The 25,248-nt window shown below is 43.8% G+C and carries 23 protein-coding genes and 1 pseudogene; 16 read left to right on the top strand and 8 right to left on the bottom strand.

All coding sequences use genetic code 11. The features are described from left to right. The first annotated feature begins 125 nt into the window (after positions 1–125). From ADA42_RS04710 to ADA42_RS04675, 8 genes are all read left to right on the top strand, one after another. A complete protein-coding gene (locus tag ADA42_RS04710) occupies positions 126–2,165 on the top strand; it encodes a UvrD-helicase domain-containing protein (RefSeq protein ID WP_048763874.1) in 2,040 nt (679 codons plus the stop codon). Between the two features lie 21 nt (positions 2,166–2,186). After that, positions 2,187–2,639, top strand: a complete 453-nt coding sequence (dut, locus tag ADA42_RS04705) for a dUTP diphosphatase (RefSeq protein ID WP_004935452.1) — start codon at positions 2,187–2,189, stop codon at positions 2,637–2,639. 184 nt (positions 2,640–2,823) lie between these two features. Further along, positions 2,824–4,245, top strand: a complete 1,422-nt coding sequence (locus ADA42_RS04700) for a phosphomannomutase/phosphoglucomutase (protein ID WP_048763871.1) — start codon at positions 2,824–2,826, stop codon at positions 4,243–4,245. Positions 4,246–4,259: 14 nt separating this feature from the next. After that, a complete protein-coding gene (argB, locus tag ADA42_RS04695; RefSeq protein WP_048763869.1) occupies positions 4,260–5,171 on the top strand; it encodes an acetylglutamate kinase in 912 nt (303 codons plus the stop codon). A gap of 118 nt (positions 5,172–5,289) precedes the next feature. Beyond that, positions 5,290–6,075, top strand: a complete 786-nt coding sequence (locus ADA42_RS04690) for a GNAT family N-acetyltransferase (RefSeq protein ID WP_048763868.1) — start codon at positions 5,290–5,292, stop codon at positions 6,073–6,075. Positions 6,076–6,175: 100 nt separating this feature from the next. Then, positions 6,176–7,024, top strand: a complete 849-nt coding sequence (locus ADA42_RS04685) for a class II glutamine amidotransferase (protein ID WP_004935463.1) — start codon at positions 6,176–6,178, stop codon at positions 7,022–7,024. A gap of 139 nt (positions 7,025–7,163) precedes the next feature. Next, positions 7,164–8,252, top strand: coding sequence for a hypothetical protein (locus tag ADA42_RS04680; RefSeq protein ID WP_171249916.1), 1,089 nt, complete (start codon positions 7,164–7,166; stop codon positions 8,250–8,252). After that, positions 8,249–8,560, top strand: coding sequence for an RnfH family protein (locus ADA42_RS04675; protein ID WP_048763864.1), 312 nt, complete (start codon positions 8,249–8,251; stop codon positions 8,558–8,560). Before ADA42_RS04680 ends, ADA42_RS04675 begins: the two co-directional genes overlap by 4 nt. A 55-nt stretch (positions 8,561–8,615) precedes the next feature. On the opposite strand, the gene ADA42_RS04670 is transcribed toward ADA42_RS04675, so the two are convergent. Beyond that, the gene (locus tag ADA42_RS04670) at positions 8,616–9,014 is read right to left on the bottom strand and encodes an outer membrane protein assembly factor BamE (RefSeq protein WP_004935473.1); all 399 of its coding nucleotides are present in this window, start codon (positions 9,012–9,014) and stop codon (positions 8,616–8,618) included. 111 nt (positions 9,015–9,125) lie between these two features. Between ADA42_RS04670 and fur the strand changes: the two genes are divergently transcribed. Further along, the gene (gene fur / locus ADA42_RS04665; RefSeq protein WP_004935475.1) at positions 9,126–9,563 is read left to right on the top strand and encodes a ferric iron uptake transcriptional regulator; all 438 of its coding nucleotides are present in this window, start codon (positions 9,126–9,128) and stop codon (positions 9,561–9,563) included. 50 nt (positions 9,564–9,613) lie between these two features. Here fur and ADA42_RS04660 read toward each other — a convergent pair. Both ADA42_RS04660 and ADA42_RS04655 read right to left on the bottom strand, forming a co-directional pair. Then, positions 9,614–10,770, bottom strand: a pseudogene (locus ADA42_RS04660) (PilT/PilU family type 4a pilus ATPase). 32 nt (positions 10,771–10,802) lie between these two features. After that, positions 10,803–11,837 (bottom strand): type IV pilus twitching motility protein PilT, encoded by a 1,035-nt coding sequence (locus ADA42_RS04655; RefSeq protein WP_004935479.1) that lies wholly within the window; start codon positions 11,835–11,837, stop codon positions 10,803–10,805. A 125-nt stretch (positions 11,838–11,962) separates the two neighbouring features. Here ADA42_RS04655 and ADA42_RS04650 point away from each other — a divergent pair, with 125 nt between their 5' ends. Next, positions 11,963–12,655 (top strand): YggS family pyridoxal phosphate-dependent enzyme, encoded by a 693-nt coding sequence (locus tag ADA42_RS04650; protein ID WP_025095909.1) that lies wholly within the window; start codon positions 11,963–11,965, stop codon positions 12,653–12,655. Between the two features lie 105 nt (positions 12,656–12,760). Then, positions 12,761–13,606 carry an undecaprenyl-diphosphate phosphatase gene (locus tag ADA42_RS04645; RefSeq protein WP_048763862.1) on the top strand — a complete coding sequence of 282 codons (846 nt, stop codon included), beginning with the start codon at positions 12,761–12,763 and terminating at the stop codon, positions 13,604–13,606. 94 nt (positions 13,607–13,700) lie between these two features. Here the strand turns inward: ADA42_RS04645 and ADA42_RS04640 are convergent, their stop codons facing one another. From ADA42_RS04640 to ADA42_RS04630, 3 genes are all read right to left on the bottom strand, one after another. Beyond that, positions 13,701–14,492 carry a transglutaminase-like domain-containing protein gene (locus ADA42_RS04640; protein ID WP_048763861.1) on the bottom strand — a complete coding sequence of 264 codons (792 nt, stop codon included), beginning with the start codon at positions 14,490–14,492 and terminating at the stop codon, positions 13,701–13,703. 180 nt (positions 14,493–14,672) lie between these two features. Beyond that, the gene (locus ADA42_RS04635; RefSeq protein ID WP_048763859.1) at positions 14,673–18,269 is read right to left on the bottom strand and encodes an AAA family ATPase; all 3,597 of its coding nucleotides are present in this window, start codon (positions 18,267–18,269) and stop codon (positions 14,673–14,675) included. A 9-nt stretch (positions 18,270–18,278) separates the two neighbouring features. Beyond that, positions 18,279–19,529 (bottom strand): exonuclease SbcCD subunit D, encoded by a 1,251-nt coding sequence (locus ADA42_RS04630; RefSeq protein WP_048763858.1) that lies wholly within the window; start codon positions 19,527–19,529, stop codon positions 18,279–18,281. Between the two features lie 121 nt (positions 19,530–19,650). On the opposite strand from ADA42_RS04630, the gene ADA42_RS18860 reads away from it, so the two are divergent. The 4 genes from ADA42_RS18860 to ADA42_RS04615 all read left to right on the top strand — a co-directional run bounded on the left by ADA42_RS18860 (position 19,651) and on the right by ADA42_RS04615 (position 22,157). After that, complete coding sequence (locus tag ADA42_RS18860) at positions 19,651–19,773, top strand: hypothetical protein (protein ID WP_265732710.1); 123 nt, start codon at positions 19,651–19,653, stop codon at positions 19,771–19,773. A gap of 227 nt (positions 19,774–20,000) precedes the next feature. Continuing rightward, positions 20,001–20,456 (top strand): GNAT family N-acetyltransferase, encoded by a 456-nt coding sequence (locus ADA42_RS04625; protein WP_048763856.1) that lies wholly within the window; start codon positions 20,001–20,003, stop codon positions 20,454–20,456. 277 nt (positions 20,457–20,733) lie between these two features. Next, positions 20,734–21,180: an ABZJ_00895 family protein gene (locus tag ADA42_RS04620; RefSeq protein ID WP_048763854.1), complete on the top strand. Its 447-nt coding sequence runs from the start codon at positions 20,734–20,736 to the stop codon at positions 21,178–21,180. A 71-nt stretch (positions 21,181–21,251) separates the two neighbouring features. Beyond that, the gene (locus ADA42_RS04615; protein WP_048763853.1) at positions 21,252–22,157 is read left to right on the top strand and encodes a TIGR01777 family oxidoreductase; all 906 of its coding nucleotides are present in this window, start codon (positions 21,252–21,254) and stop codon (positions 22,155–22,157) included. Here the strand turns inward: ADA42_RS04615 and ADA42_RS04610 are convergent. Together ADA42_RS04610 and hemB are read right to left on the bottom strand one after the other, a co-directional pair. Continuing rightward, positions 22,154–23,281, bottom strand: a complete 1,128-nt coding sequence (locus ADA42_RS04610; RefSeq protein WP_048763875.1) for an NAD(P)/FAD-dependent oxidoreductase — start codon at positions 23,279–23,281, stop codon at positions 22,154–22,156. The two genes, ADA42_RS04615 and ADA42_RS04610, sit on opposite strands and share 4 nt — an antisense overlap. Positions 23,282–23,310: 29 nt before the next feature. Next, positions 23,311–24,324, bottom strand: a complete 1,014-nt coding sequence (gene hemB, locus ADA42_RS04605) for a porphobilinogen synthase (RefSeq protein WP_048763852.1) — start codon at positions 24,322–24,324, stop codon at positions 23,311–23,313. 109 nt (positions 24,325–24,433) lie between these two features. Between hemB and ADA42_RS04600 the strand changes: the two genes are divergently transcribed. Next, entirely contained in the window at positions 24,434–24,931 is a 498-nt protein-coding gene (locus tag ADA42_RS04600) for a thioesterase family protein (protein ID WP_048763851.1), read from the top strand. Positions 24,932–25,248 lie beyond the last annotated feature (317 nt).

Genomic DNA, 25,248 nt, shown 5'->3' with positions numbered 1-25,248 from the left:
TATGTCCAATTTTTGGGGTGCAGTTCATTCGGGTGGTTTTTTTATGGTTAAAATCCGTTTCATTACGATGGGCATTGGCGCAATAGATGTCTATAATCACGCTCGGAATCATCAGGGGAATACATATGTCTGCAGCCAGTCATTTAAATGACAAACAACAAGAAGCCATGAAATATACTCAAGGACCGTTGTTAGTGCTTGCAGGAGCGGGTTCGGGCAAAACATCGGTGATTACGCAAAAAATCGCCTATCTGGTTAAACAGTGTCGCATTCCTGCACATCGTATTACAGCGATGACCTTTACCAATAAAGCGGCGCGTGAAATGAAAGAGCGTGTGACGCAGTTATTGTCACGTGAAGAAGCTAAAGGTCTATCTGTTTCGACATTCCATACCTTTGGTTTGAATTTATTACGCATTGAGCTGAAGCATACGCCGTTAAAAAATAACTTTTCAATTTTAGATGCCGACGATTGCAAACGAATTCTGATGGATTTAATGCATCGCGATAATTTATCGGGCGCCGAAAGCAAAGAACTCATTGCCAAGGCCATGAAAAAGATTTCTGACTGGAAAAACGATCTGATTGTGCCAGATCAGGCACACAGTACCTGTGAAACGCCAGAGGATGTTCAGTTTGCGCACTTATACCAGTTATATGAGCGAAATCTGCGTGCCTACAACGCAGTAGATTTTGACGATTTGATTGTATTGCCAACACGTCTATTGCAAGAAAATGCCGAAGTACGTGACAAATGGCAAAACCGGACCCGTTATTTGCTGGTCGATGAATACCAAGATACCAACACCGCCCAGTATATTCTGGTCAAGCTTTTAGTGGGGGTGATGGGGCAGTTTACTGCGGTTGGTGATGATGACCAGTCGATTTATGCATGGCGGGGTGCCAAGCCGGAAAACATGGCCTTACTTAAAGAAGATTTTCCAAATCTTAAAGTGATTAAGCTTGAACAAAACTACCGTTCAACCAGCCGGATCTTAAAAGCGGCCAACGCCGTGATTGAACATAATCCACATATTTTTGATAAAAAACTGTGGAGCGATAAAGGTCATGGAGAGGTCATCCGTATCATTACCTGCCGTAATGATGACGATGAGGCCGAGCGTGTGGTGAAAGACCTGATGACGCATAAGCTCATGAACGGGAAAAACTGGAAAGATTATGCGGTTTTGTATCGCGGTAACTTTCAGGCGCGTATTTTGGAAACCCAGTTACGCCAGATGCAGATTCCCTATAAGCTTTCGGGTGGACAATCGTTCTTTGCCCGCGCTGAAATTAAAGATGTCATGAGTTATCTGCGTTTAATTATTAACCCAGAAGATGATAGTGCTTTTTTACGTATTATCAATACCCCTAAGCGTGCGATCGGACCAGTCACCCTTGAAAAACTCGGACTATTTGCGCAGGAAAATCACTTGTCCCTTTTGGGCGCGTCATCGGATCAGCGCTTAAGCATGGTGCTACCGAAAAAGGCCATGACACAGTTGCATGAATTTGCAGACTTTGTGCAGACCTTTACGCGAGAATTACTCGATGACGATGAACCTGTGCCTAAAGTCCGCCAGATGATGAATGAGGCAGGCTATATCGACTATATTCGTGAGCAAGCGGCAACGCCTGCGCAAGAAAAAAGCAAGCTCGACAACATCGAAAGTCTGTATAACAGTATCCAGAATCTACTGAATCGTACCGACGATGTAGATGATAAAAACATTGAAAGTGTGATCCGAAAATTGGTGCTGCTCGATCTGCTCGAACAGCAGCAAGAAGAGGAAGATACCGACAAGGTCAACTTGCTGACCCTACACGCTGCCAAAGGTCTTGAGTTTCCATTTGTGTACATTATGGGGCTGGAAGAAGAACTGCTGCCGCATAAAAACTCGATTGCTGCCGATACCATCGAAGAAGAACGCCGTTTGATGTATGTGGGAATTACCCGTGCACGACAAGGCCTTACCCTAACCTTGGCCGAACAGCGTAAAAATGGCGGTCAGATGAAACAAATGACACCGAGCCGCTTTTTGGATGAATTGCCGCAAGATGAACTTGAATGGCTCGGTCGTAAGAAAAAACTTGCAGCCAATGTCGATCCGAAAGAGCAGGCACAGCAATATCTGGCCAATTTAAAAGCTTTATTAAAACGTTAATGCAACAACTTAGGAATGATGATGAAAGTCCAAGTCAAATTACTGGATCCTCGTGTAGGAAAAGAATGGCCATTGCCAACGTATGCAACAGCAGGATCTGCTGGACTGGATTTGCGTGCTTGTTTAGATGATGCCATTGAGATTGAACCAGGGCAAACGGTACTGGTGAAAACAGGTATGGCGATTTACATTCAGGATACCCAATTCGCAGGCATGATTTTGCCGCGTTCAGGTTTGGGACACAAACACGGGATTGTGCTTGGAAACTTGGTGGGCTTGATCGATTCAGACTATCAGGGCGAGCTGATGATTTCGGTATGGAATCGTGGTCAAACCACATTTCGTTTAGAGCCGGGTGAGCGTCTAGCACAATATGTGCTGGTTCCTGTGGTGCAGGCCGAGTTTGAACAGGTCGAAGATTTTGTCGCAACAGACCGCGGTGCAGGCGGTTTTGGACACACTGGAAAGCAGTAATTTTTTAATAAATGCCTGTGTAAACAGGCATTTATTTATTTACAATTGAATGTTACAAAAAATTATATTAATAATATCGGGTTATCGATCTGATTTTTATTTTGGCGTCTTTATTTTGTCATTGTACCTAAATTTTTTTCAATTTTTCCCGTTTTGCTAACATAGGCATAAGAAGAACAGACTTATGGATATAAAGCAGACTTTTCCGTTTCAGATTTTTCGTGCCTATGATATTCGGGGAAAGCTCAATGTGCTGACACCGGAGCGCATCGTGGCCATTGCACACGGACTGGCACAGCAATACCTCGCTGCGGGTCATACAAAGCTTGTGCTCGGCTATGATGCCCGTTTGACTGGTCCTTATTATGCTGCGCTGGTTCAAGCAGTCTTGGGTGAACACGGACTTTGTGTAACCAATATCGGTTGCTGTTCAACACCTCTCATGTACTTTACTGCACGATCACATGATGGCAATGGCATCATGATTACGGCCAGTCATAATCCTAAGACAGACAATGGCATTAAATGGGTGATGGGAAATCAGCCACCAAGTCCCGAGATCATTCAGCAAGTGGGATGGTATGCCTCTCATATTCGTGTTGATTTAAGTCCTTACTTACATCTCCAATCGACTGTAGTACATCAAGAAAATGCCTATTTCGACCGTTATGAAGATGCACTCGTTCAAGATATTCAGCTGAATCATCGCTTTAAAATTGTATTAGACGGCTTACATGGTTCGGCAGGTGAAGGAACGCGTCGCTTACTGGAGCGTTTGGGATGTGAGGTTATCGCAATTCGCTGTGAGCCCAATGGTCATTTTCCAGATCATGCGCCAGATCCTTCACAGGCGCTACATCTGCAGACACTTCGTCAGTACGTCTTGGCAGAGCAGGCCGATTTGGGTATTGCACTTGATGGCGATGGTGATCGTTTGGTCGTGGTCGATGAGCATGCCACGATTATCAGTGCAGATCGTTTAATTTCACTATTTAGTCAACTGTGTCTGGCTGCACAGCCAGCGCATGAAGTGGTTTTTGATGTGAAATGCTCGACCATGGTCCGCAATACCATTTTGGCCTGTGGCGGGCAGCCCACCATGATTCGAACTGGTAGCACTTTCTTGCGTCAATATTTGGCAAAATCGGCTGGACGGGCGATTTTTGGGGGTGAATACGCAGGTCATTATGTATTTAATGATGGCCGAGGCTATGGCTTCGATGATGGCCCATACGCGGCATTACGTTTACTTGAATACATGGCGGCACATCCGACACAGTCGTTATCGAGCTTACTGGCGGCCTATCCTGAGCGTTGTAGCACAGAAGATCTGTACATCAATACTTATGAAGCAAATCCTGTGCATGTATTGCAGGATATTGAAGCACAAGGGCAGACCTTTCAGGCGCTACTGAGTCGTACCGATGGGATACGTCTCGATTTTCACGATGGATTTGGCATTTTACGTGCATCGAATACCGGAGAGTACTTCACTGCGCGTTTTGATGCAGAAACACCACAACGATTGGCAGAGATTAAACAGATATTCGTGACCATGTTGCAAAAAAAATACCCTAAACTTGCAGATGATCTTTCACAGGCCTAATTAAGGAGAGGCGAATGCCACATCAGCACACCGGCATCGATAAAGCAAAAATTTTGACAGAAGCATTGCCGTATATTCAGCGCTTTTCAGGAAAAACACTTGTGGTCAAATATGGCGGTAATGCCATGACCGATCCTGAGCTGGAAAGCTCGTTTGCGCGTGATATCGTTTTGTTAAAAACTGTCGGTTTAAATCCGATTGTGGTGCATGGTGGTGGGCCTCAAGTCGACTCTTTACTCAACCGTTTGGGTCAAGTATCAGATCGAATTGATGGTATGCGAGTGACCGATCAGGCCACTATGGAAATTGTAGAAATGGTGCTGGGTGGAAGCGTCAATAAATCGATTGTAAACCTGATCAATCAACATGGTGGACGTGCCATTGGGTTAACTGGTAAAGACGGTAACCTGATTCGTGCACGCAAATTGTTGATGGAAAAACAAGATGAGCAAGGCGAGATCAAACATATCGATTTAGGTATGGTGGGCGAGGTGGTCGGCGTGAAAACCGATGTCCTTGAAATGTTTACTCAAGGCGATTTTATTCCTGTGATTGCTCCTTTGGGTGTCGATGAAAGTGGTAACACCTATAACATCAATGCCGATTTGGTTGCAGGCAAAGTGGCTGAAGCACTGGGCGCAGAAAAACTGATTCTGCTCACCAATATCTCGGGTGTACTGGACGAAAATAAAAATCTTTTGACTGGGCTATCGACCAAAGAAGTCGATCGTCTGATCGAAACTGGCGTGATTTATGGTGGCATGATTCCGAAAGTGGGCTGTGCCTTAGATGCAGTTAAAGGTGGCGTGGTCAGTGCGCATATTGTCGATGGTCGTGTACCGCATGCCACTTTATTGGAAATTTTTACCGATCATGGTGTAGGCACATTGATTACCAACCGAGTTGCGCCTAAAACAGAGCATTAATTTTTCGAATCTAGAAAAAGACCAGTCATGACTGGTCTTTTTTATGGGTATAGATATTGGTCATATAGTTGTCATGCGGGTGTTTTAGTGTAAGCAAAGAAAAACACGGGGTGAGCTTATGCTAGACAAATTGAATCATTATCGACACCACTTAAATTTTCCATTACTACGTCAAAAATCCTCAACCACTCAATATAAGTTTGAGTGGGTTGAAACCTTAAAAGAATTAGAAGAAGTACAACGCTTTCGTGCTGAGCAGTTTGGCCCACAGTTTGGCATTCATTTTGAATCAGGTTTAGATCAGGATGTCTATGATTTTGGCTGTGAGCATGCAGTATTACGCGAAAAATGGTCTGGCGAGATCGTGGCATATACACGTTTGAAACACTTTTTGGGGCATGAACTGGCACAGAGTTATAGTGCTCAAGAGTTTGATGTGGTGGGGCATCTATCGCATGTACCCAGTGTGGTCGAAATTGGTCGAACCTGTGTGCATCCGCAATTTCGTTCTGGTAAAGCACTGTCTATTTTGTGGTTGAATCTGGTGCCTAAAATTTTGTGGTCCATGAAAGCCAAGTACCTCATGGGTTGTGTCAGTATTCATCTAGATAACAATGCTGCCCGTGTCTATCATACGCATCGGAAAATACAGCAGCTTACGTCTGCGCAAAGCTTAGATATTGCCTCTAAACACCCTTATGAGCCGCAGCATCCAGCTTATAGCTTTACCCAAGATGAGCGTATTCCTAAACTGTTTCAGATGTACTTAAGCATGCAAGCTCGATTATCCAAACAGGCATTTTATGATGAAGCCTTTCAATGTTTGGATTATTTTGTATTACTTGAGGTGAACCAGATTGCCAAGTCTTTTGTCATGAATAAACGCGTTCAGCGCCGTCTTTAGCAGAAAAAGTACATAAGATGTATCAAAATTGAGATTTGCAAGGCATTGTGCTCTCATGCACAATAGACTTTACATCTAGATCGTTCTTGCCTTTACCGTTATGTGCCAGCTACTTGGAATGAATTGTGCAACGCCTACCGATATTACCTTTTCGTTTAAAGGATTTTCACAACGGGCGGGCATTACTTCCGATCATTCCGATGGATTCGGGATTGCTTTTTTTGAAGACAAAGCCTGCCGTTTGTTTGTCGATAATCAGTCTGCGGTAGAATCTCCGATTGCCGAGTTGGTGCGTAATTTTCCAATTAAATCACGCAATGTGATTTCTCATATCCGCAAAGCCACTCAGGGTAAGATTACTCTTGAAAATTCGCATCCATTTATGCGTGAGCTGTGGGGGCGACAGTGGATTTTTGCCCATAATGGCGATTTGCATCATTTTAATCCGCGCCTGACTGGCCGTTTTGTTCCGGTTGGCAATACCGACAGTGAACGTGCATTTTGTTATTTGCTGGATCAGTTGGTAGAACGTTTTGGTTATACCGAGCCCAGTATTCATCAGATTTTTACCGCGCTTGAGCAGATTGCGCCTCGAATAGCCGAACATGGAACATTCAATTACTGCTTATCTAATGGTCAGGCTTTGTACAGTTATGCCACAACGAAGTTGCACTGGTTAGTCCGTGAACATCCCTTTAAAGCCGCTCGATTGATCGATCTAGATGTCGAAGTGGATTTTAGTCAGGTGACCACTGCCAAAGATCGCGTGGCGGTGATTACCACCGAGCCACTGACTCAAAATGAGGTCTGGATGCCTTATCAACCGGGTGAGATGATTGTGTTTCAAGATGGACGCCCGATTAAGCAAGCATTAACCCGAGTAGAGCGTTTAGAGCGAGAGGCACTCAACCCTGAACTTAAACGCATTACCCGTGCCGACCAGTATTAAACCCGGTATTCAATAGAAAGGCGTTGCAAAATTGAGATCATTCATTTTGGGTCGAAAACGTTCTGTTTTTGAATAGAAACTTTGATTTTCAGGTCGGACAAAGGCAAAATATCGGCAGACTTTATTCAAGGTATGCATGATGCAGGATTCTCCTTTATCACGATGGCTTTCGCCACTTATGGCGTTTTGTTTGAGCTTGGTGATTATTGTTACCCTCGCGCCGGCAGTCGGTATTCAAATTGATCGTCAGCTTGATTTTTGGTTGTTATGGCTCGGTAGCATGGTGATTTTGGCGTTGCCTGTGTGTTATTTGGAAATTGCACTGGCGCGCCGTTCAAAAACCACAGCGCTGAACGCACTTTCACGCCTAACGCGGGATGCCGATGCGTCTTCCAAATGGCGTTTGGTGGGCTGGTTGGCTGTGGTATTCATTGCATTTTTGGCTGGCGGAATTCTTTCTCATGCCAGCGTGCTGTTACCACAACAATTCACTTTAGGCGTTGCACCTAATCTATTGTTGATTGTACTTGCGGTGCTGGCATTTGGCTTATCTTTTGTATCACGCCAGATTTTGCTGCTCATCACTGCAATTGCGCTGATTGCGTCTATCGCGCTTGGTCAGGTTTATGATGCTGCTCAGCTTCAGCCATGGCACTGGACATCACTTGAATTTAAAGAGTGGGGCAATGCCACTGTTCTGGCTCTTGTGGCGAGTGGTTTAGGTATGGGCCTATACTGGCAAACAACAGTAAAACAGGTCGATCAACAGGCATCAGCCAGTGCTTCTGTACTGCCGATCTGGTTGGCACAATTGGTAGCGGTGATTGCATTTGGCTTTGTGTCAATTCAGCAAACGGTTCCTGTACTGACTTGGGTGATTGCTGCAATCATGGCATCGGCACTGCTCCTACAACTTGCTCGTGAACAGTTAATTGAGCGTCAGGCTGCGCTGGCATTACAGTGGGCAGTTCCAGTTGTGGCTGTTGTGATCTGGGCAATTCCTGCCATTCAGGCAGAATTTTATATTCTGACCATGCTTTGGGGGCTACTGTTGTGTTTGATCTACGCGATTTTTGCGGGATGGATTATGAAAATCAGTCACTTGCGTAAATCGATGAATTTTAGTAGTGAGCTATTTTATAATCTTTGGCGGATTGCTGTCCGTATTGTCTTACCTTTAGGCATTGTACTGGCGATGATTTCGGTACTTGGACAACTGTTTACATGAGTAATCTTCAGCAGGTCTGGGTGGCTTATGCCGCACCAGATCAACAGTTTCATCTTGCTGTTGCTTTTGAAGCCGGAATGACAGCGATAGAGGCCATTGAAAAAAGTGGACTCTTGCTTGCCACACAGCTAGAAATGCCATTACAAGTGGGTATTTTTGGTATTCGATGTGCGCTTGAACAGCCGCTTAAAGCAGGCGATCGGGTAGAAGTGTATCGAGCTTTAACCATTAATCCAAAGGACATTCGACGCAAACGTGCAGAAAAAAATCCGGTTGGTCGTTTTCAAAAGGGTAATCGCTTTAAGTGATCGCCAGTATATAAAAAACCCCTCGTATGAGGGGTTTCTTTTTTTGAGGAAGCCTTTATAGTGGTGGCGCAGTCAGTATGGCTTCTTTTGAACCTGGTAAGCCCGGTTGAGACTCTGGTAAGGTATCGATACCTTCAATATTGGTGACGATACCAGACTGGTCAAAGTAGATTTTTAGATGCTGACCGCGCGCTGCCGGAATTTTTGCTTTTTTGGCATAAGTTCCCGGAATATAGTTGTACACGTAATCCCAGCGATATGGATTTAATGGATCTGTAATTGTTGGGCTACCGAGTAAAAACTTTACCTGTTGGTAATTCATGCCCACCTGAACTTTTGATGCTTGAGCTTTGGTTAAAGGGGTTCCTTGAGGAATATCAACCTTATAGACGCCGAGCGTTGAACAACCAGCAAGCAGTGAAGTGACGAATAACGCCAACATAAGTTTTTGCATTTTGCTACACTATCCCGATAAATTATGATGCATTTGATCCAAGGATAGATCATACTGCATCTCATCACGATTGCCTATTCCAACTTGAGATTTGTTGAGAGACCCTTTTTTATGCCGATTTCCAATCAAGATTTACGAAAAGCTGGACTGAAAGTCACCCTTCCTCGAATTAAGATTTTGGAATTACTAGAAAATTCAAAACAACACCATTTGAGTGCAGAAGATATTTATAAAACTTTGCTTGAACAAGGTGAAGATGTTGGTCTGGCAACGGTTTACCGAGTTTTAACACAGTTTGAAGCAGCAGGAATTATTCAGCGCCATCATTTTGAAAATAATCACTCTGTTTTTGAAATCATGCAGGAAGATCACCACGATCACCTTGTTTGCTTAAATTGCAACAAAGTTGTTGAATTTACAAATGATATTATTGAGCAAGAGCAACACTCCGTTGCTGAAAAGCACAATTTTACTTTGACAGGCCACTCATTGAATCTATACGGTTATTGCAACAACCCAGATTGCAAAGACGCACTGCGTAAAAAGTAAGGATTTCACATAAATCCAACAATAAAAAAGGGCAGATAATGCCCTTTTTTTCATTTTAGATCATGACGTTGACCGTCAAAGGTGATTTTTCGATCGACTTCAAGCATTTTTTCTTTTTGATCAATTGCGGTATTGGCTTCTTGAGAAAGTTTGATCTGCAAACGCAGATTGTTGGGTGAGTCGGCATGTTTGAGTGCATCGGCATAACTGATTTGTCCGTGTTCGTGTAATTCAAACAAGGCCTGATCAAAGGTCTGCATCCCCAGTTCACCAGAGCGTGCCATGAGTTCCTTAATTTTATAAATCTCACCTTGGCGAATGTAATCCGACATCAAAGGTGAATTGATCATCACTTCAACGGCAGCACGGCGACTTTGACCATCAGGCGTAGCAATCAGCTGCTGAGAGATGACGGCTTTTAAGTTAAGTGATAAGTCCATCAATACCTGCTCACGCCGATCTTGCTCAAAAAAGTGAATGATACGCTCTAAGGTCTGATTGGCGTTGTTGGCATGTAAAGTTGCAAAAACCAAATGCCCGGTTTCGGCAAATGCCAGTGCATAATCCATGACTTCACGTGTGCGGATTTCACCAATCAAAATAACGTCTGGTGCTTGGCGTAACGTATTTTTTAAAGCCACTTCACTTCGTAGGAATCAGTATCAATACCGACTTCGCGCTGCGTAATAATACAGCCAGCATGTGCATGTATAAATTCAATCGGATCTTCAATGGTAATAATATGACCGCTTGAGTGTAGATTACGGTGATGAATCATCGACGCAAGCGAAGTGGATTTTCCTGTTCCTGTTGCACCAGAAAACAAAATAATACCGCGTTTAGTCAAGGCCAAGTCCTTGAGAATCGGTGGTAGCTGTAGTTGATCTAGCGTCGGAATTTTGGTTTCGATGCGGCGGATAACCATGCCGGGTAAATCACGCTGCTGAAAGGCGCTTACACGAAAGCGCTCAGTACGTTCGCGGTTTAAAATGGCGAAATTACATTCATGGGTTGCCATGTACTCATCGCGTTGCTTTTGCGTGGTGATCGAATCAATCAACTGCGCGATCATGTCACCGTCTAATTTGGTTTTGGAAACCGGGGTAATTTTGCCATTAATTTTTAATGATGGCTCAACACCAGCCGTAATGAACATATCGGAGGCTTTGTGGGTTGCCATTAAATTGAGTAAATCATTAAAGTCCATGCGGTGCTTCCTGATGGCTTTGTGTTGTTGTTTTATAAGGATTCTGGTGATTTTGCCACGGCGCGTGCCGTTGGTAAGTTAATGATGCCTTTGGCGACCAGTTGTTTAAGACTTTGATCGAGCGTGGTCATGCCATGGCTTGCACCCGTTTGAATCGAAGAATACATTTGCGCAACTTTTCCTTCACGGATCAAATTACGAATGGCTGGAATACCAATCATAATTTCATGTGCTGCCACACGGCCGCCACCTTCTTTTTTTAACAAGGTTTGTGAAATAACCGCCTGAAGGGATTCGGACAGCATGGTACGAACCATATCTTTTTCCTCTGCGGGAAATACATCGATAATTCGATCAATGGTTTTGGCTGCCGAGGTCGTGTGTAGCGTACCAAACACCAAATGTCCGGTTTCTGCGGCAGTCAATGCTAAGCGTATGGTTTCCAGATCACGCATTTCACCCACCAGAATGATATCGGGATCTTCACGCAGTGCTGAGCGAAGTGCCTCATTAAAACCAAGTGTATCGCGGTGCACTTCGCGCTGGTTGATCAGGCATTTTTTGGGTTCGTGTACAAACTCGATTGGATCTTCAACCGTTAAAATATGATCATAGCGATGATGATTAATATAATCGAGCATGGCGGCAAGGGTGGTCGACTTCCCCGAGCCTGTTGGGCCGGTCACTAACACCAAGCCGCGCGGATAGTCACAGATGTCTCTGAAAATTTTTCCGAGTCCGAGTTCTTCAAGCGTCAATACCTGTGAGGGAATGGTTCGAAAAACGGCACCTGCACCACGGTTCTGATTAAACACATTGACACGAAAACGGGCCAGATTTGGCACCTCAAAGGAAAAGTCGGTTTCGAGCTTTTCTTCGTAATCGCGGCGCTGTTTGTCATTCATAATGTCGTAAACCAGACGGTATACTTCGGAATGTTCAAGTGCGGGGAGGTTAATGCGTCGAACTTCACCATCGACGCGAATCATGGGTGCCAAACCTGCAGACAAATGTAAATCAGATGCCCTGTTTTGGACTGAAAATGCCAGCAGTTCGGTTATATCCATATTTCCCCCAAAAAATCGTTAAAATCTTTCATTATTTTGTAGAATATTAAGTGCTTTTCCCAAAGCTTAACAACATTCAAGGCCGAGGTTAAGTAAAAAATATGTTTGAAATGAGAACCCTGTCAATGAATCCGTTTAAAGATGCGCGAAATCACGTTATCGATCAAATCCAGTCGGCTTGTGCGCGAGTACAGCGTGATCCGGCAACGGTCGAATTACTGGCAGTATCAAAAACACATCCAAGTTCGGCGATACGCGATATGTACGAGCTTGGTCAGCGTTGTTTTGGTGAAAACTATTTACAAGAGGCGCTCGATAAAATTCAGGCACTCAAAGACTTAAATATCGAGTGGCATTTTATTGGCCATGTTCAGCGCAATAAAACCAAATCGCTTGCGGAACATTTTGATTGGGTGCACGGGGTCGATCGTTTGATTATTGCCGAGCGCCTGTCATCGCAGCGCGCCGAGCATGCGGCTGATTTAAATATCTGTCTTCAGGTCAATATTGATCATCAGCAAACAAAAGATGGCTGCCAACCTGAGGACGTCGCGGAACTGGTACAAACTATTAGCCGCTTACCCAAGCTGAAGTTACGCGGAATTATGGTCATTCCTGCACCAGAGCATGCAGAGGCTTTTGAGGCAGCCAAAACGCTTTTTGATGCTGTCAAAGCCCAGCATGCACATCCTGAACAGTGGGACACCTTGAGCATGGGCATGTCGGCAGATTTGGATGCTGCCATTGCAGCAGGCTCGACCATTGTACGCATTGGTACGGCTTTATTTGGTGCACGTGACTATAGTCACGGTGTATAAATCTGTAAATTTGATATATGAAATATTTGTGATCATTGAGATTTTTTAATTCAGATTTAATGGTTGGCTCGTATACCACTAACACTGGTTTTCACGAGACATTTCATGGATCTTTTGCATGTTTTTATTTTAGCGGTGATACAGGGGCTGGCGGAGTTATTGCCAGTTTCTAGCTCTGCCCATGTGATCTTGGCAGAAAAGCTGATGGGTTTCGACCCTTCGGCGTCAAATATGACTTTTTTGCTGGTGATGCTCCACACAGGCACCATGTTTGCAGTCATTGTGTATTTTTGGCACTCATGGAAAAAAACCTACTTTTCTGATTGGGCGTCATTTAAGCAGCGCGCTTGGTATGTGTTACTGGCGACTGCCATGACGGGTGCATTGGGACTTTTGTTGCAATCACTGATTAAACACGTATTTTTTGGTGGAGCGAGTAGCTTTGAAATAGAGCATTTATTCAGCAACGCCAAATTAATGGCTGCTGCACTTGCTGCGGCAGGTGTGTTGATTATTTTATCTTCTCGTTTGGATCGTGGTCAGCAAGGTGATGTCCGTTTGCCAAGTGCCATCATCATCGGTGCGGTACAGGCGTTGTGTCTGCCTTTTCGTGGTTTTTCTCGCTCGGGTGCCACCATTTCCACAGGTTTGTTTTTGGGAATTTCCCGTCAGAAAGCAGAAGAGTTTAGTTTTGCTCTGGCGGTAGTTTTAACCCCAGCGGTGATTGCTAAAGAGCTGTTACGCTTGTTGCATGCCCAACAGACCACCACTGGTACAGCACATCTGACCTTAAGTAGCTTATTTTTGCCGAGCTTGTTTGGAATGGTTTTTAGCTTTCTAACAGGGTTGTTGGCACTGAAATGGCTTTCGGCGTGGCTGGAGCATGGTCGCTGGTATTTATTTGGAATCTATTGCCTGGCCTTTTCAGGTGTGGTGTTGGCATTGGCCTAGATGTGTGCTTTTACAAAATACGTTGGAGAGCATAGGTTCTCCAACGTATTTTATTTCTATATGTATTTGTTCAATTGAACGTTGAATACATGATTTAAGACTCAACACGTTCGATAGCAGGTTCAATCGATAACAGTTCGATTTCACCAAATACCGTGGCAAAAGGAACGTCTTTGGCATCGAGTCCGGTGCCGATTCGAACAAACTGATCGATAGGCCCCATGCGTGTGGCATCGAATAATACCCATTGATTTTCAAGATACACTTCAAAGATGGCATGGAAGTCGGGATCTGCATTGTAGAACGGCATGTAACCCACCACAAAGCGCGCAGGAATATTTAAGGCACGGCAAATCGCAATACCCAAGTGAGCAAAATCACGACATACACCTGCACGATTGACCAATATATCGCGCGCTGTGGTGGTACTGTCGGAAGATCCAGCTTGATACACAATATTGTCATGAATCCAGTCACAGATGGCTTGCACTCGTGCATAACCTTTGGGCAATTCACCAAAAGTATTTTGTACCATAGTGCCAATCAGATCTGATTCGCAAAAACGGCTTGAACCCAGATAAAACAGCGTATAAGACGGCAATTCATGAATTTCACATTCGCGTAATGCGGTATTACGCTCAGGGATATGTGTATCTACGTCGGCATGATAAGAAACACGCAGTTCACCTTCTGGTGCATGTAACCGAATCAGGCGATTTAATCCGCCGTCGCGCTCATATTGCTCGAAATCGAGCTGAGGTTGAAACTCAAATGACTCATGCTTACAGGTTTGCCATGGATGATTGGCTGCTTCAAACTGAAAAATAAATTCGGTCGCTTGAATCACCCGGTAATGGAGATGACAGTCAATTTTAAAGCTAGGCATATTAAAGAACTCAAAGAAAAAATAAGATTTAATTCTTCTTCATCTAAAAAATTGATCTTTATTGTTGTCAGAAGAGATCATTTTTTGTTTTGAATCTGAATGAAAATCAAAGCTATCAGTTCTGATGAGTTTTTCAATTGTTGCTCCACCCAAAATGCGTTGTACAAAGGTAAAGCGTATTTAGCCCACCACCTGAATTCGACTTGAACCTGAACCCAGTGGTTGTACCTGAATCTGGACTGGAATTCGTTCGTGCATATCCTGAATATGAGAGATCAGTACCACCTTACGACCCTGACTTTGCAACTGATCGAGTGCATTCATCACCATATGCAATGAAGATGCATCGAGCGTGCCAAAGCCTTCATCGATGAACAAGGATTCGATTTTCATCGATCCAGAGGCCATATTGGCAATTGCCAGTGAAATGGCCAGCGCAGTAAGAAAAGATTCACCACCAGAAAGTGAGGCCACAGCACGTATTTCACCATCCATATCATGATCGACAATGGCGAGACTCAGTGAGTTTTCTAGCCGTTTTAGCGTATAGCGCTGTGAAAGCTGAGTCAGTTGCTGATTGGCATATTCAAGCAGAATATCCAGATTATATTGCTGCGCCAGATCTCGAAATTCTTTACCCTTGGCATCGCCAATCAGGCTTGAGATTTTGTGCCAGCGATGCTCTTGTTGCTGGATCAGTTGAATTTGTGCTGCAAACTGCTGCTGCTTGATCAGATTTTGCTGATGTAACTCGAGTTTTATTTTTAAATCGTCACGCTGATTTGTACATTGCTGTAAAGCCACTTGATTGGTGGCAATCTGCTCAGATAACTGCGCAGCCTCTATCTGAGGCGCTGCCTCAAGATGTACATCGAGCTGATGTTGTAGTGTGTTGAGTGCAGAAATAGCCTCGCTCAAGCCACGATCTGCGTGTTGGATGGCTTGGCGAATCTGCTGTTCTTGAGAAGATGATATCGCCAGTAATGCTAGCAATTGATCTTCTTCAAAAAGAGGCTGCTGTGCCAGCCATACATTGATTTCAGTAATGCATTGTGTCAGTGAGTCATGTTGTTGCTGTTGCTTGGCCTTTAATTGCTCGAGCGCATTTTTATGCTGTTCAAAACGTTCGCGTGCGAATTCAAAGTTTTGTTTAATCTGTTGATACTGCTGCTGCAATTGCTGGCGCTGCTGGTCATGCTGTAGTAACCATTCATTGGCTTTAAGGTTTGTCGAAGCTGTCATGGTGACGATGAGCTGGTTGGCAGCTTCAGTATTTTGTTTACCCATCGTCTCAATGTCTTTTAATTGCTGCGTACATTCTGTGTGCTGCGCATTGAGCCCGGCGAGATTGGATTTTAATAATAGTAACTGCTGATGTTGTTGCTCTTTGTGTTTAACTAAGCGTTCTGTTTGTTCGAGCAACTGGCTCCGTTGTTGTAGTGCATTTAATATAGTTTGTGAAAATGTCACGTCATGCGTGTACCAAGCCGATTTATCCTCGGTAGTTAAGCACGCGACAATATGCTGAACGTGTTGTTGTAATTGATCGACTGTCTCAAGCTGATGGCGGGTGTGCTGAATACGTTGACTCAGCTGATGTTGCTGTTTACTGGCTTGCTGGAGTTGATGTAATTCATGCTCAAGCTGCTGTTGCTCCTGAGAGGCCTTTTGCATTAAAGCATCAAGCTGAGCGTTCGCTTCTTGTTCAGCCAAGCGCAAGTCGAGCTGTATATTGCACGCCAACAAATGCTGCTGTAATTGCTGTTCATGCACATTTTGTTTTTCTTGCAATTGTTGTAAATCATCTTGCAATTGCTTGAGCTGGGTTTGACTTTGCGTGTACTGCTGCTGCGTTTTTTGCCAAAGGTCGAAACACTGCTGTTCCTGCTCAATGGCTTGCTGTTCTTGTTGTTGCTGTAGTTCATACAACGCTTTGGAGAGCTGGCTTTGATCTTCACGATAAGGATGTTCGGTACTGCCACACACTAAGCATGCTTCGCCGTGTTTTAGCGCTGCGCGTAAATGTTCAATGTTTTCTGCGTGGAGCAAACGTTGCTGTTGCAATATCTGCTGAATTTTTTCGCGCTCTTGCTTTGCCAACACATAGGCTTGTTCGGATGTATGGGTCGATGCGTCTAATTGTTGATTGTGATGTTTGATTGTCTCAAATTTATGTTTCAGACTGATCATTTCATTATTTAATTCGAAATATCGCTGAATTTTTTGCTGTGTAATGTGTAAATGGTTGCTATGAATCTGCTGTGCTTGTTTGCGTTGTTGTTTACTCTCGATATGCAGATCAATTTGTGCTGGAGTACCAAACTGCGATATTAAAGCATTTAATTCAGCCTCATCATGCTCAAGCTGCGTTTGTGCATCCCGAATGGAACCTAAACTCTGTTCTACTTTTTGGTACTGCGTAATAAATTGGCTCAACTGCTGCATGTGCGCATTTAAGCCTTGGTCTAGTGGGGCGTACTGAGCACTATTTTTTAATTGTTCCATGCTTGCTGTATGTTGTCCATCAAGCGTGTGAATGGTTTGCTCTAATTGCTGCTGTTGCTCAAGCAATGGCTGTTGCTGGCTTGTAATTTGGGTTAAGCGATGTCTGGTTTTGTTATAGTCTTCTTTAATATGCTCGCGTTTTTGCAAATGACCGCGCAAATCGGCAAGCTCTTTTTGATACTTTTGTTCAAAGGCTTGAAACTGATGTAGGCTTTGTTCGATTTGGCTATAGCGCGTTTTTTCTTGCTCGAATTGTGTGCTTAGGGTATTGAACTCGGTGTGCTGAAGTTGAATTTGCGGAATGAGTTGTTGTAGTGTTTTTTGGATCTGCTGCTGCTGAAATACAATCGGACGTATCTCAGAAAATGTTTCTAACTGGCTCAGCAACAGGCGATCTTTCTCAAGGCTTTCTTGTGCTTTAAGTTGTACATCGTAATGTTGTTGTTTTAAGCGGATATCCTGATCAAGTTTGTCGCGTTGCTCAAACCATTGCTGTTGTTGTCTGAATTGCGTCTTTGCTTCTTCAAGCCGCACCACCTGTTGCTGAACCGATTCAAATTGCGCTTGTAACTCCGCTACTTCCTCATCTGAGCGTATCTCGATATAGCCCAAATGACTTTCTAAACTTTTACGTTGATTGCTGATTTCTCTAGTTTTTTCAAATGCCAGTTGTCCAATTTTAGCAAAAATCGCTGAGTTGGTCAGGTATTCAAGCAGCTCACCCCGTTCGGTGTCACGTGCTTTTAAAAAAGCCGTCACCTCAGATTGCGCCAGTAATACCGCACGGGTAAATTGCTCAAAACTGAGCTGTGTGATGTGCTGTATGTGTGACTCTACCGCTTTACTTTTGTCTGCAACCACCACGCCATCGGTGAGGCACTTGAGTGAGCGTTGAACATTTTGCAGTTTGCCGGTGGCATTCTCGCGGGCACGTTTAATTTCCCAGCGCGCCAGATAATGTTTTTGATCCTGCGCGACAAAGCAGAGTTCAGCAAAACCGTGCGCACAGCCGCGGCGTAAAACGGTCAAAGGGGAGTTGGTCAGGAGCTCGGAGCCATCGACATCGGTAAGCTTGCCATCGCTTTCTTTGAGTCGTGGAATTTTGTTAAATAAAGCCAGACATATGGCATCTAAAATGGTGGATTTACCTGCGCCTGTTTTACCCACAATCGCGATCAGTCCTGCACTGGCCAAAGGCTCAGATTCAAAATCAATGAAATGCTCGTCAGACAAAGAGGCCAGATTTTTGAGTCGGATGGATAAAATTTTCATGAGATGGCTTTAATTCTTTTTAAGTTCTTCAAGTTGTTGTTGTGCCTGCGCAACAAGGCTCATAAAGTCTTTTTTAACGTCATCATCTGCGCTATAGCCTTTTTTGTCCCAAAGTTGTTCGAATAGTTTTTCAGGCGTTGGCGGTTCGAGATGAACCTGTTGCTCTAAGCGACGGCTTGATCCATCTGTGGCGTATTGTCTGGAAATCCGAACCAATCGGTAACGGTTTGCAGGCAAAGCCTGTTCAAATTGTTGACGAAGATTCGGCTGAGGTGGTGTGCGGCTGAAATATTCGATGTCGACGTATTCGCGCTGATCAATCTCTTCAATTTCGCCATGTGGGAGTGCTGCCAAGCTTGTTAAAACGTCTTGCAATTCACCTGTAATTTTATGCAGCTTCACGCTTCTTGGCACCAGTAAAACATCACATTGAAGATGATTGTCTGAAATTTCTGGCTTAATGGTCACATCCATTACTTGGTGCTTATAGTTGATTTCACTAAATGACAGGGGAATAGGGGAGCCGCTATAGCGAATATGGGTCTGACCCACTTTCTGAGGTTTATGTAAATGCCCCAGTGCGACATAATCGATCGCATCTTCAAAGAGTGCTGTGGAAAGTGCCTCTTCGTTGCCAATGATAATCGGACGTTCTGAATCTGAGGTTTCACCGCCCTGCATATGCGCATGTGACATCATAATTAAGGCCTGCTCGTCGGTTTTGCGGCGTTTGGCCTCGGCAATCAGTTGCTGGTGTAAATAACCAATTGCATTTTGACTGTTACTGGTCTGTTCGTTCACGCCCGTAATTTCGGCCGAGCGTAAAAAAGGAAGAGCAATGCACCACGCCACAATCTGTTGTACCTGATCGTAAATCGGTAAAATCAAACGATCAAGATTCAAGGTTTTATCTTGATTCCAGCGAATCACACCCACCGCTTTGGCATTGTATTTTTCTAATAACGGCTCGACCTGTTCAATGCGATAACCCGAATCGTGATTTCCTGCAATCATTAAGGTTTGCATATGCGGCGCAAGGTTATGCGCATCTGCCAGAAATTGATAAAGCTGCTTTTGGGCCTGTGAACTTGGATTAATCACGTCAAAAATATCACCCGCTATTAATAAGGCATGAGGTTGTTTGACCTTGATTTGCTCAAGTAACCATGCCAGAAATTGTTCATGCTCGTAGTGGCGGGAGTGATTATAAAAAAACTGCCCCAAATGCCAGTCTGAAGTATGAAAAAAACGCACGGTCATTGCTGATGAACTACCTGTTTTTGAATAGCAGATAAGGTAGCATAAATCACAATCCAATTCAGATGCTACTCAAGTGAAAAGCTGATTTGGTTTTTACTTAAAACAGAACAAGAGATTCATAATGACCATTCATCAATATGATTTAAAAATTCGTTGGATTGGAAACACAGGTGAAGGTACTCAATCCTATCAACGTGATTTTGTCGTTGAAAGTGAGAGTAAACCCGCTAACGATCAAACTTAGTTGATAACAGGATTAGGTTGAAGCTTTAGAATGCTATGACGCAATGACGGATTACTGTAAATCCGGTTTGCGCAAATCAATTTTACTCTTAGCTTTAAAGTGTACAGAATTGTAAATATTATTTATTTTGCATTAATAGTGCAGGTTTCAGTTTTTATCATAGCTTTTTAGTCTCATCAAAATCATGATAACAGTATGAATCACAATATTAGAGGATCATAGTTTCAATGCAGACCATTAAAATTTCAACACATCCTGAATTTAAAGAACAAGCAGCAAAGTGGTTTTCAAAGAATTGGGATATTCCTTATCAAGCCTATTTAGAGAGCATGCAGGTTGCCATTGATCATCTAAATGCTGTGCCTGAATGGTATGTGATGATTGATAAAAATCGAAATATTGTGGCTGGGGCTGGCATTATTGAAAATGATTTCCATGAGCGGACTGATTTAACACCTAATCTGTGTGCATTATTTGTGGAAGAAAAATACAGGAATCAACATCTGGCAAAACAGCTTTTAAATTTTGTCAAAGTAGATTGTGCTACACGAGGGTTTGAAAAATTATATTTAATTACAGATATGACTAATTTTTATGAAAAGTGTGGATGGCAATTTTTAATAATGGTGAAAACTGACGAAGGAGAGTTAATGAAAATGTATGAATCTGAGATTTATATCTAAAAAAAACAGATCACTAAAAAATAAAGACCGACGATTCGAGTGATGAGAAATCGTCGGTCAAAAACTTTAAATCACGTTTGGCTGCTAACAAAACATATCTAAAGTGGATGTCATAGTGAAAGGTCTCCGATTTATTGCGGATGCCGTGCAATTAAAATCGGTTGCTGCAGACCTTATACCCTTAATAACGAATGACCGACCAAAATGGTTGACAAGAACATGAAAAAAAATTGAAAAAAACATAAAATAAATTTTTATTGTTGATGTTGTGGTGTGCATGACTGCTTTACGCCGTTATTTTATCTGGTTTTTTCTGATCTGTTTACTGACTACCCTCATTGCAGGCGTAGTGGCTGCAATATTGCCAATAGGTGTGGGTGGAATAGTAACAGCCGTACCGTATTTGGTGGCTATGATTGTAGTGCTCTATCAGTTTTTAAAACGTGAAAAACGCGCCCCAACGCAGCAAGAACGAAAAAAACTGACTTTGGGTTTCACTTTAATTTTTTGGGGCTATAACTGCGCTGGCGTATTGCTGGGTTTGTATTTGTTTTCACGAAATGACCCAGAAATTATTCAAAACTTTTTACTGTATTTGCAACAACCTCAATTTGTGAGCCTGATTGCGATTATGGTACTGGTTTTGGCGATTCCACTGTATCTGATTACGTACTGGTTTTATGGTAAGCAGGCGCAACGTATGGCCGACAAAATGTTTCAGTAACAGGGTTTTAGTGGATCAATCGAGTGCGTTACACTCAAGCTTAAGAAGAGCAATAAGCAACGTGACAGACTATGAACCAAAAACTTCCAACACTTTTAATTACAGGCGCCTCAGGCTTTATCGGTAGCCATTTATTGCCTTATTTGCTGCATTTGAATTATCGCATTTATGCCCTGACGCGACATTTGGCGCAATCCTTTCAACATGAAAATTTACAATGGATTGACGATTTAAACCAGATCGATCAGCCTCTCGATTATGTGGTAAATCTGGCCGGTGAAAATATTGGACAGCGGCGCTGGACTAAAGCACGTAAGCAAGCCCTGATCGACAGTCGCATCAAGACCACACAACGTGTCTTTGAATGGCTGCTACAGCATCAGCAACAACCAAAGCGGATTGTATCGGCATCTGCCATTGGTTATTACGGCATTGATGAAAGTGAAACTTGGCAACAGGTATGCGACGAACAATCACCACCGCAGTTAATTTTCATGTCTGAACTCTGCCAGCAATGGGAAAAAACTGCGCTGTCGTATACGCAGTTTGATACCAAAATCATGCGCTTGGGCGTGGTATTTGCCAAAAATGGGGGCATTTTGCCACAGATGATGCTGCCAATTAAGCTCAATACAGTGGGTGTGATTGGTTCTGGGCGCCAACCTGTAGTCTGGGTACATATTGAAGACGTGCTGGCGATTATCGAATTTTTACTGCATGTGCAGAGTGAGCAAATTGTGTTTAATGCCGTTGCGCCCGATCACACCACGCAAAAAGCTTTTGTAAAAACCGCCGCTCAGCAAGTAAAACGCCGTCCGTTTCTCCCTGCGCCGGCGTGTTTGTTTAAAACTTTACTGGGTGAACAATCGCAACTTATTTTAAATGGCCAGTTTGTTGCACCTAAAGCGTTATTGGAAGCTGGATATCAGTTTAAATTTCCAGCTTTAGCGCAGGCCCTTCAAGATATTTACCCTTAAACGCTCAGCTCTATTTCGCTGCCCTGAAATAGTCGCTCGGGCGCGTATGGCTTTGGATCGGTGAAAGTGGGTTGATCAAGCATAAGCTGGCGTAACAAACGTGCAGAGGCTGGCCCCATGCACAGCCCATTTCGAAAATGTCCGGTGTTGAGCCAGAGATTTTCGATATTTGGCAGCATGCCGATATAAGGCACCCCGGTCGGCGAGCTAGGGCGCAAGCCCGCCCATCTTTTAATGACTGGAAACTGTGCCAGTTCAGGCACCATGTCTAAACAGGCCTCTAAAATACGTTGCTGTGTGGATGTGTCGGTGTCGGTCCTGTAGCCACAGTCTGCCATGCTTGAGCCACATACCACATGACCATCTTGTCTTGGAATCAAATACATCACCTGATTCATACACATGGTGGGTAACCAGTGCGCAGGCGTTTTAAATAACAGCATTTGGCCTTGTACAGGGCATACCGGCAGACGAACGCCCAGTTGATCGCTCCAGAGTTGACTCCATGCACCCGTTGCCAGCACAAATTGGTCGGCGTGAAAAACTTGACCTGTAGCACTCTTCATGGCCTGTATGCTGTCTTGGTCAAATATAAATTTTTCAATGGGTTGATCATCAAAAAACGCAACGCGTGGATGCTGTTTTAAATACTGCACAATCGATTGCAACAGACGCGGATTACGAATATTAGACAGTGCTGAAAAATAAATCGCGTGCTGATATTTATTGGCTATCCATGGATTAATCTGTTCAAGTGCATCACGCTCGACATAGTCAGCGCGTTGCATAGGCTGATGAAAATGCTCGGCATAATCGAGCCCGATTTCAAAATCGGATTCATCGAAAATAAGCATGCCAGTATTGTGGATTTCAAAATCAATACCGGTTTGAGGCAGTAGCTTTTCATTCCATGTTTGGTACAAGTCTTTGCCATGCTGAGCAAGGGTATTGACCGCATGTGGATAGCGCCACGGATACATCGGTGACAATATTCCACCACCTGCCCATGAGGCAGCCTGACCGGCGCGCTGCTGATCAAAAATCGAGACCTGACAGCCGTGCTCGACCAGTTCCAAAGCGGTTAAAAGGCCACTGATTCCAGCACCAATAATGGCAATATGCATGCTCATGTTCGATTCGTTCACACGTGAGTTTAGTTCATCTCTTTAAGTTTTTGGGCTGCAACATCTGCAAAGTAAGTCCAGATTCCATCTGCACCTGCGCGACGACAGCTCATGAGTGATTCAAGAATCACGCTTTCGGATAACCAGCCATTTTGAATCGCACCTGCCAGCATGGCGTACTCACCACTGACCTGATAAATAAAAGTAGGCACGCCAAAGGTATCTTTGACTTCACGTACAATATCTAAATAAGGCATGCCGGGCTTAACAATCACCATGTCGGCGCCTTCTTGCAAATCCAGTGCAATTTCATGTAAAGCTTCGGCACGATTCCCTACATCCATCTGGTAATTGTATTTATTACCGCCTTTTAAGTTACTTGCCGAACCGACCGCATCACGAAACGGCCCATAAAAACTTGAGGCATATTTGGCTGAATACGCCATGATATTGGTATAGATAAAGTTGTGTTGCTCAAGTGCCTGTCGAATTGCCCCGATACGTCCGTCCATCATATCGCTTGGTGCAATTACGTCGGCACCCGCAGCGGCGTGGCTTAACGCTTGCTTGACCAGACATTCTACGGTTTCATCGTTGAGTACATAGCCGGTGTCATCGATAATGCCATCTTGACCGTGCGTGGTATATGGGTCGAGCGCGCCGTCGGTGATGAGCACCATTTCAGGTAGTTCTTTTTTGAGTAAACGACAGGTTTCTTGTACCAGACCGTCGTCACGCCAAGCAGCTTCAGCACTCAGGCTTTTGTCTTCTTGCGGGGTGACCGGAAAAAGAGCCAGCTTAGATACCCCAAGTTCGAGTAGCTGTTCAGCTTTTTTTAGCAACAGATCTGCCGACAAACGATGAATATTGGGCATACTTGGAATTTCTTGGCGCTGATTTTGGCCAGGCAATACAAATACTGGATAAATGAGATGATGAGGTGTCAGATGCGTTTCACTGACCATGGCGCGCAGTTGATCATTTTTACGGATACGACGCATGCGAGTTGCTGGAAAAGCGGGACGATTGAACGTATAAGTCATAACAATCTCAAGGTTCAGTATTAAACTTGTGGGATATTGTAGACCCATCAGCAGGCATTTGTACAAACTGAATTAGTGTTAACGCAGATTTATCGATATTGAGTGTTTTATGAGTGAATCAACAAAACTATGGACGGGGCATATTCATTTAGGTGAAGAAATTGACCTAAATGTAATTTTAAACCAGTTATGTCATGCGTTTAATCATTCGCCTTTCTTCTCGCACAATGCCATGACCATGCGGGTGGTCGATGGGCAAATTGAAGGTTATTTTGAAATGAAGCCCAGCCTGATTGGCAATGTTGCCTTTCAGATTTTGCATGGAGGGGTTGCCGCAACATTACTCGATAGCATTGGTGGAATTGTCGCGATGGCAGAAGTTTATAAACGTACTGAAGCTACGGATATGCCAGAGGCCATCAAAAAAGTATCACGTTTAGCCACTGTCGATATGCGTGTCGATTACTTGGCGCCGGGGCGGGGTAAATTTTTTATTGCGCGGGCGGAAACCTTAAGATTTGGCCGCAAAGGCTGCACCATGCGCATGACCATGTTTAACCACGAGCAAACCCCGATCGCCACTGCGATTGCCTCATATGCCTTTTAAATAGTCACCCAAAATCCACAAATCTGGGCCACAATTTTGAAGCGCTTTGCTGCGTGGTCGAGCGTTTGTGGGTTAAAAGCAGTACATTAGGTATCAGATTTATTCGTAATTTATTCAAAAAGACTAAGGGTCTGTATTCTCAATACATGCGGTTTTGAACGCTCAAGTTATTTTTTTATTCTCAGCATATGAAAAAAATAAGTAGAATTGCAAAATTTTGAAAATATCAATTGTCATCTTGCGTTTCTTTTAAGGTTCAGTTCAGGTTCTCTTCCTAAACTTAAAATTATCTTAAGAACATCGTGGCAATTTTTACT

It is taken from the genome of Acinetobacter sp. 243_ASPC (assembly GCF_001054715.1).
GTDB lineage: Bacteria > Pseudomonadota > Gammaproteobacteria > Pseudomonadales > Moraxellaceae > Acinetobacter > Acinetobacter soli.
This window is presented reverse-complemented; position numbering and strand designations above follow the sequence as displayed.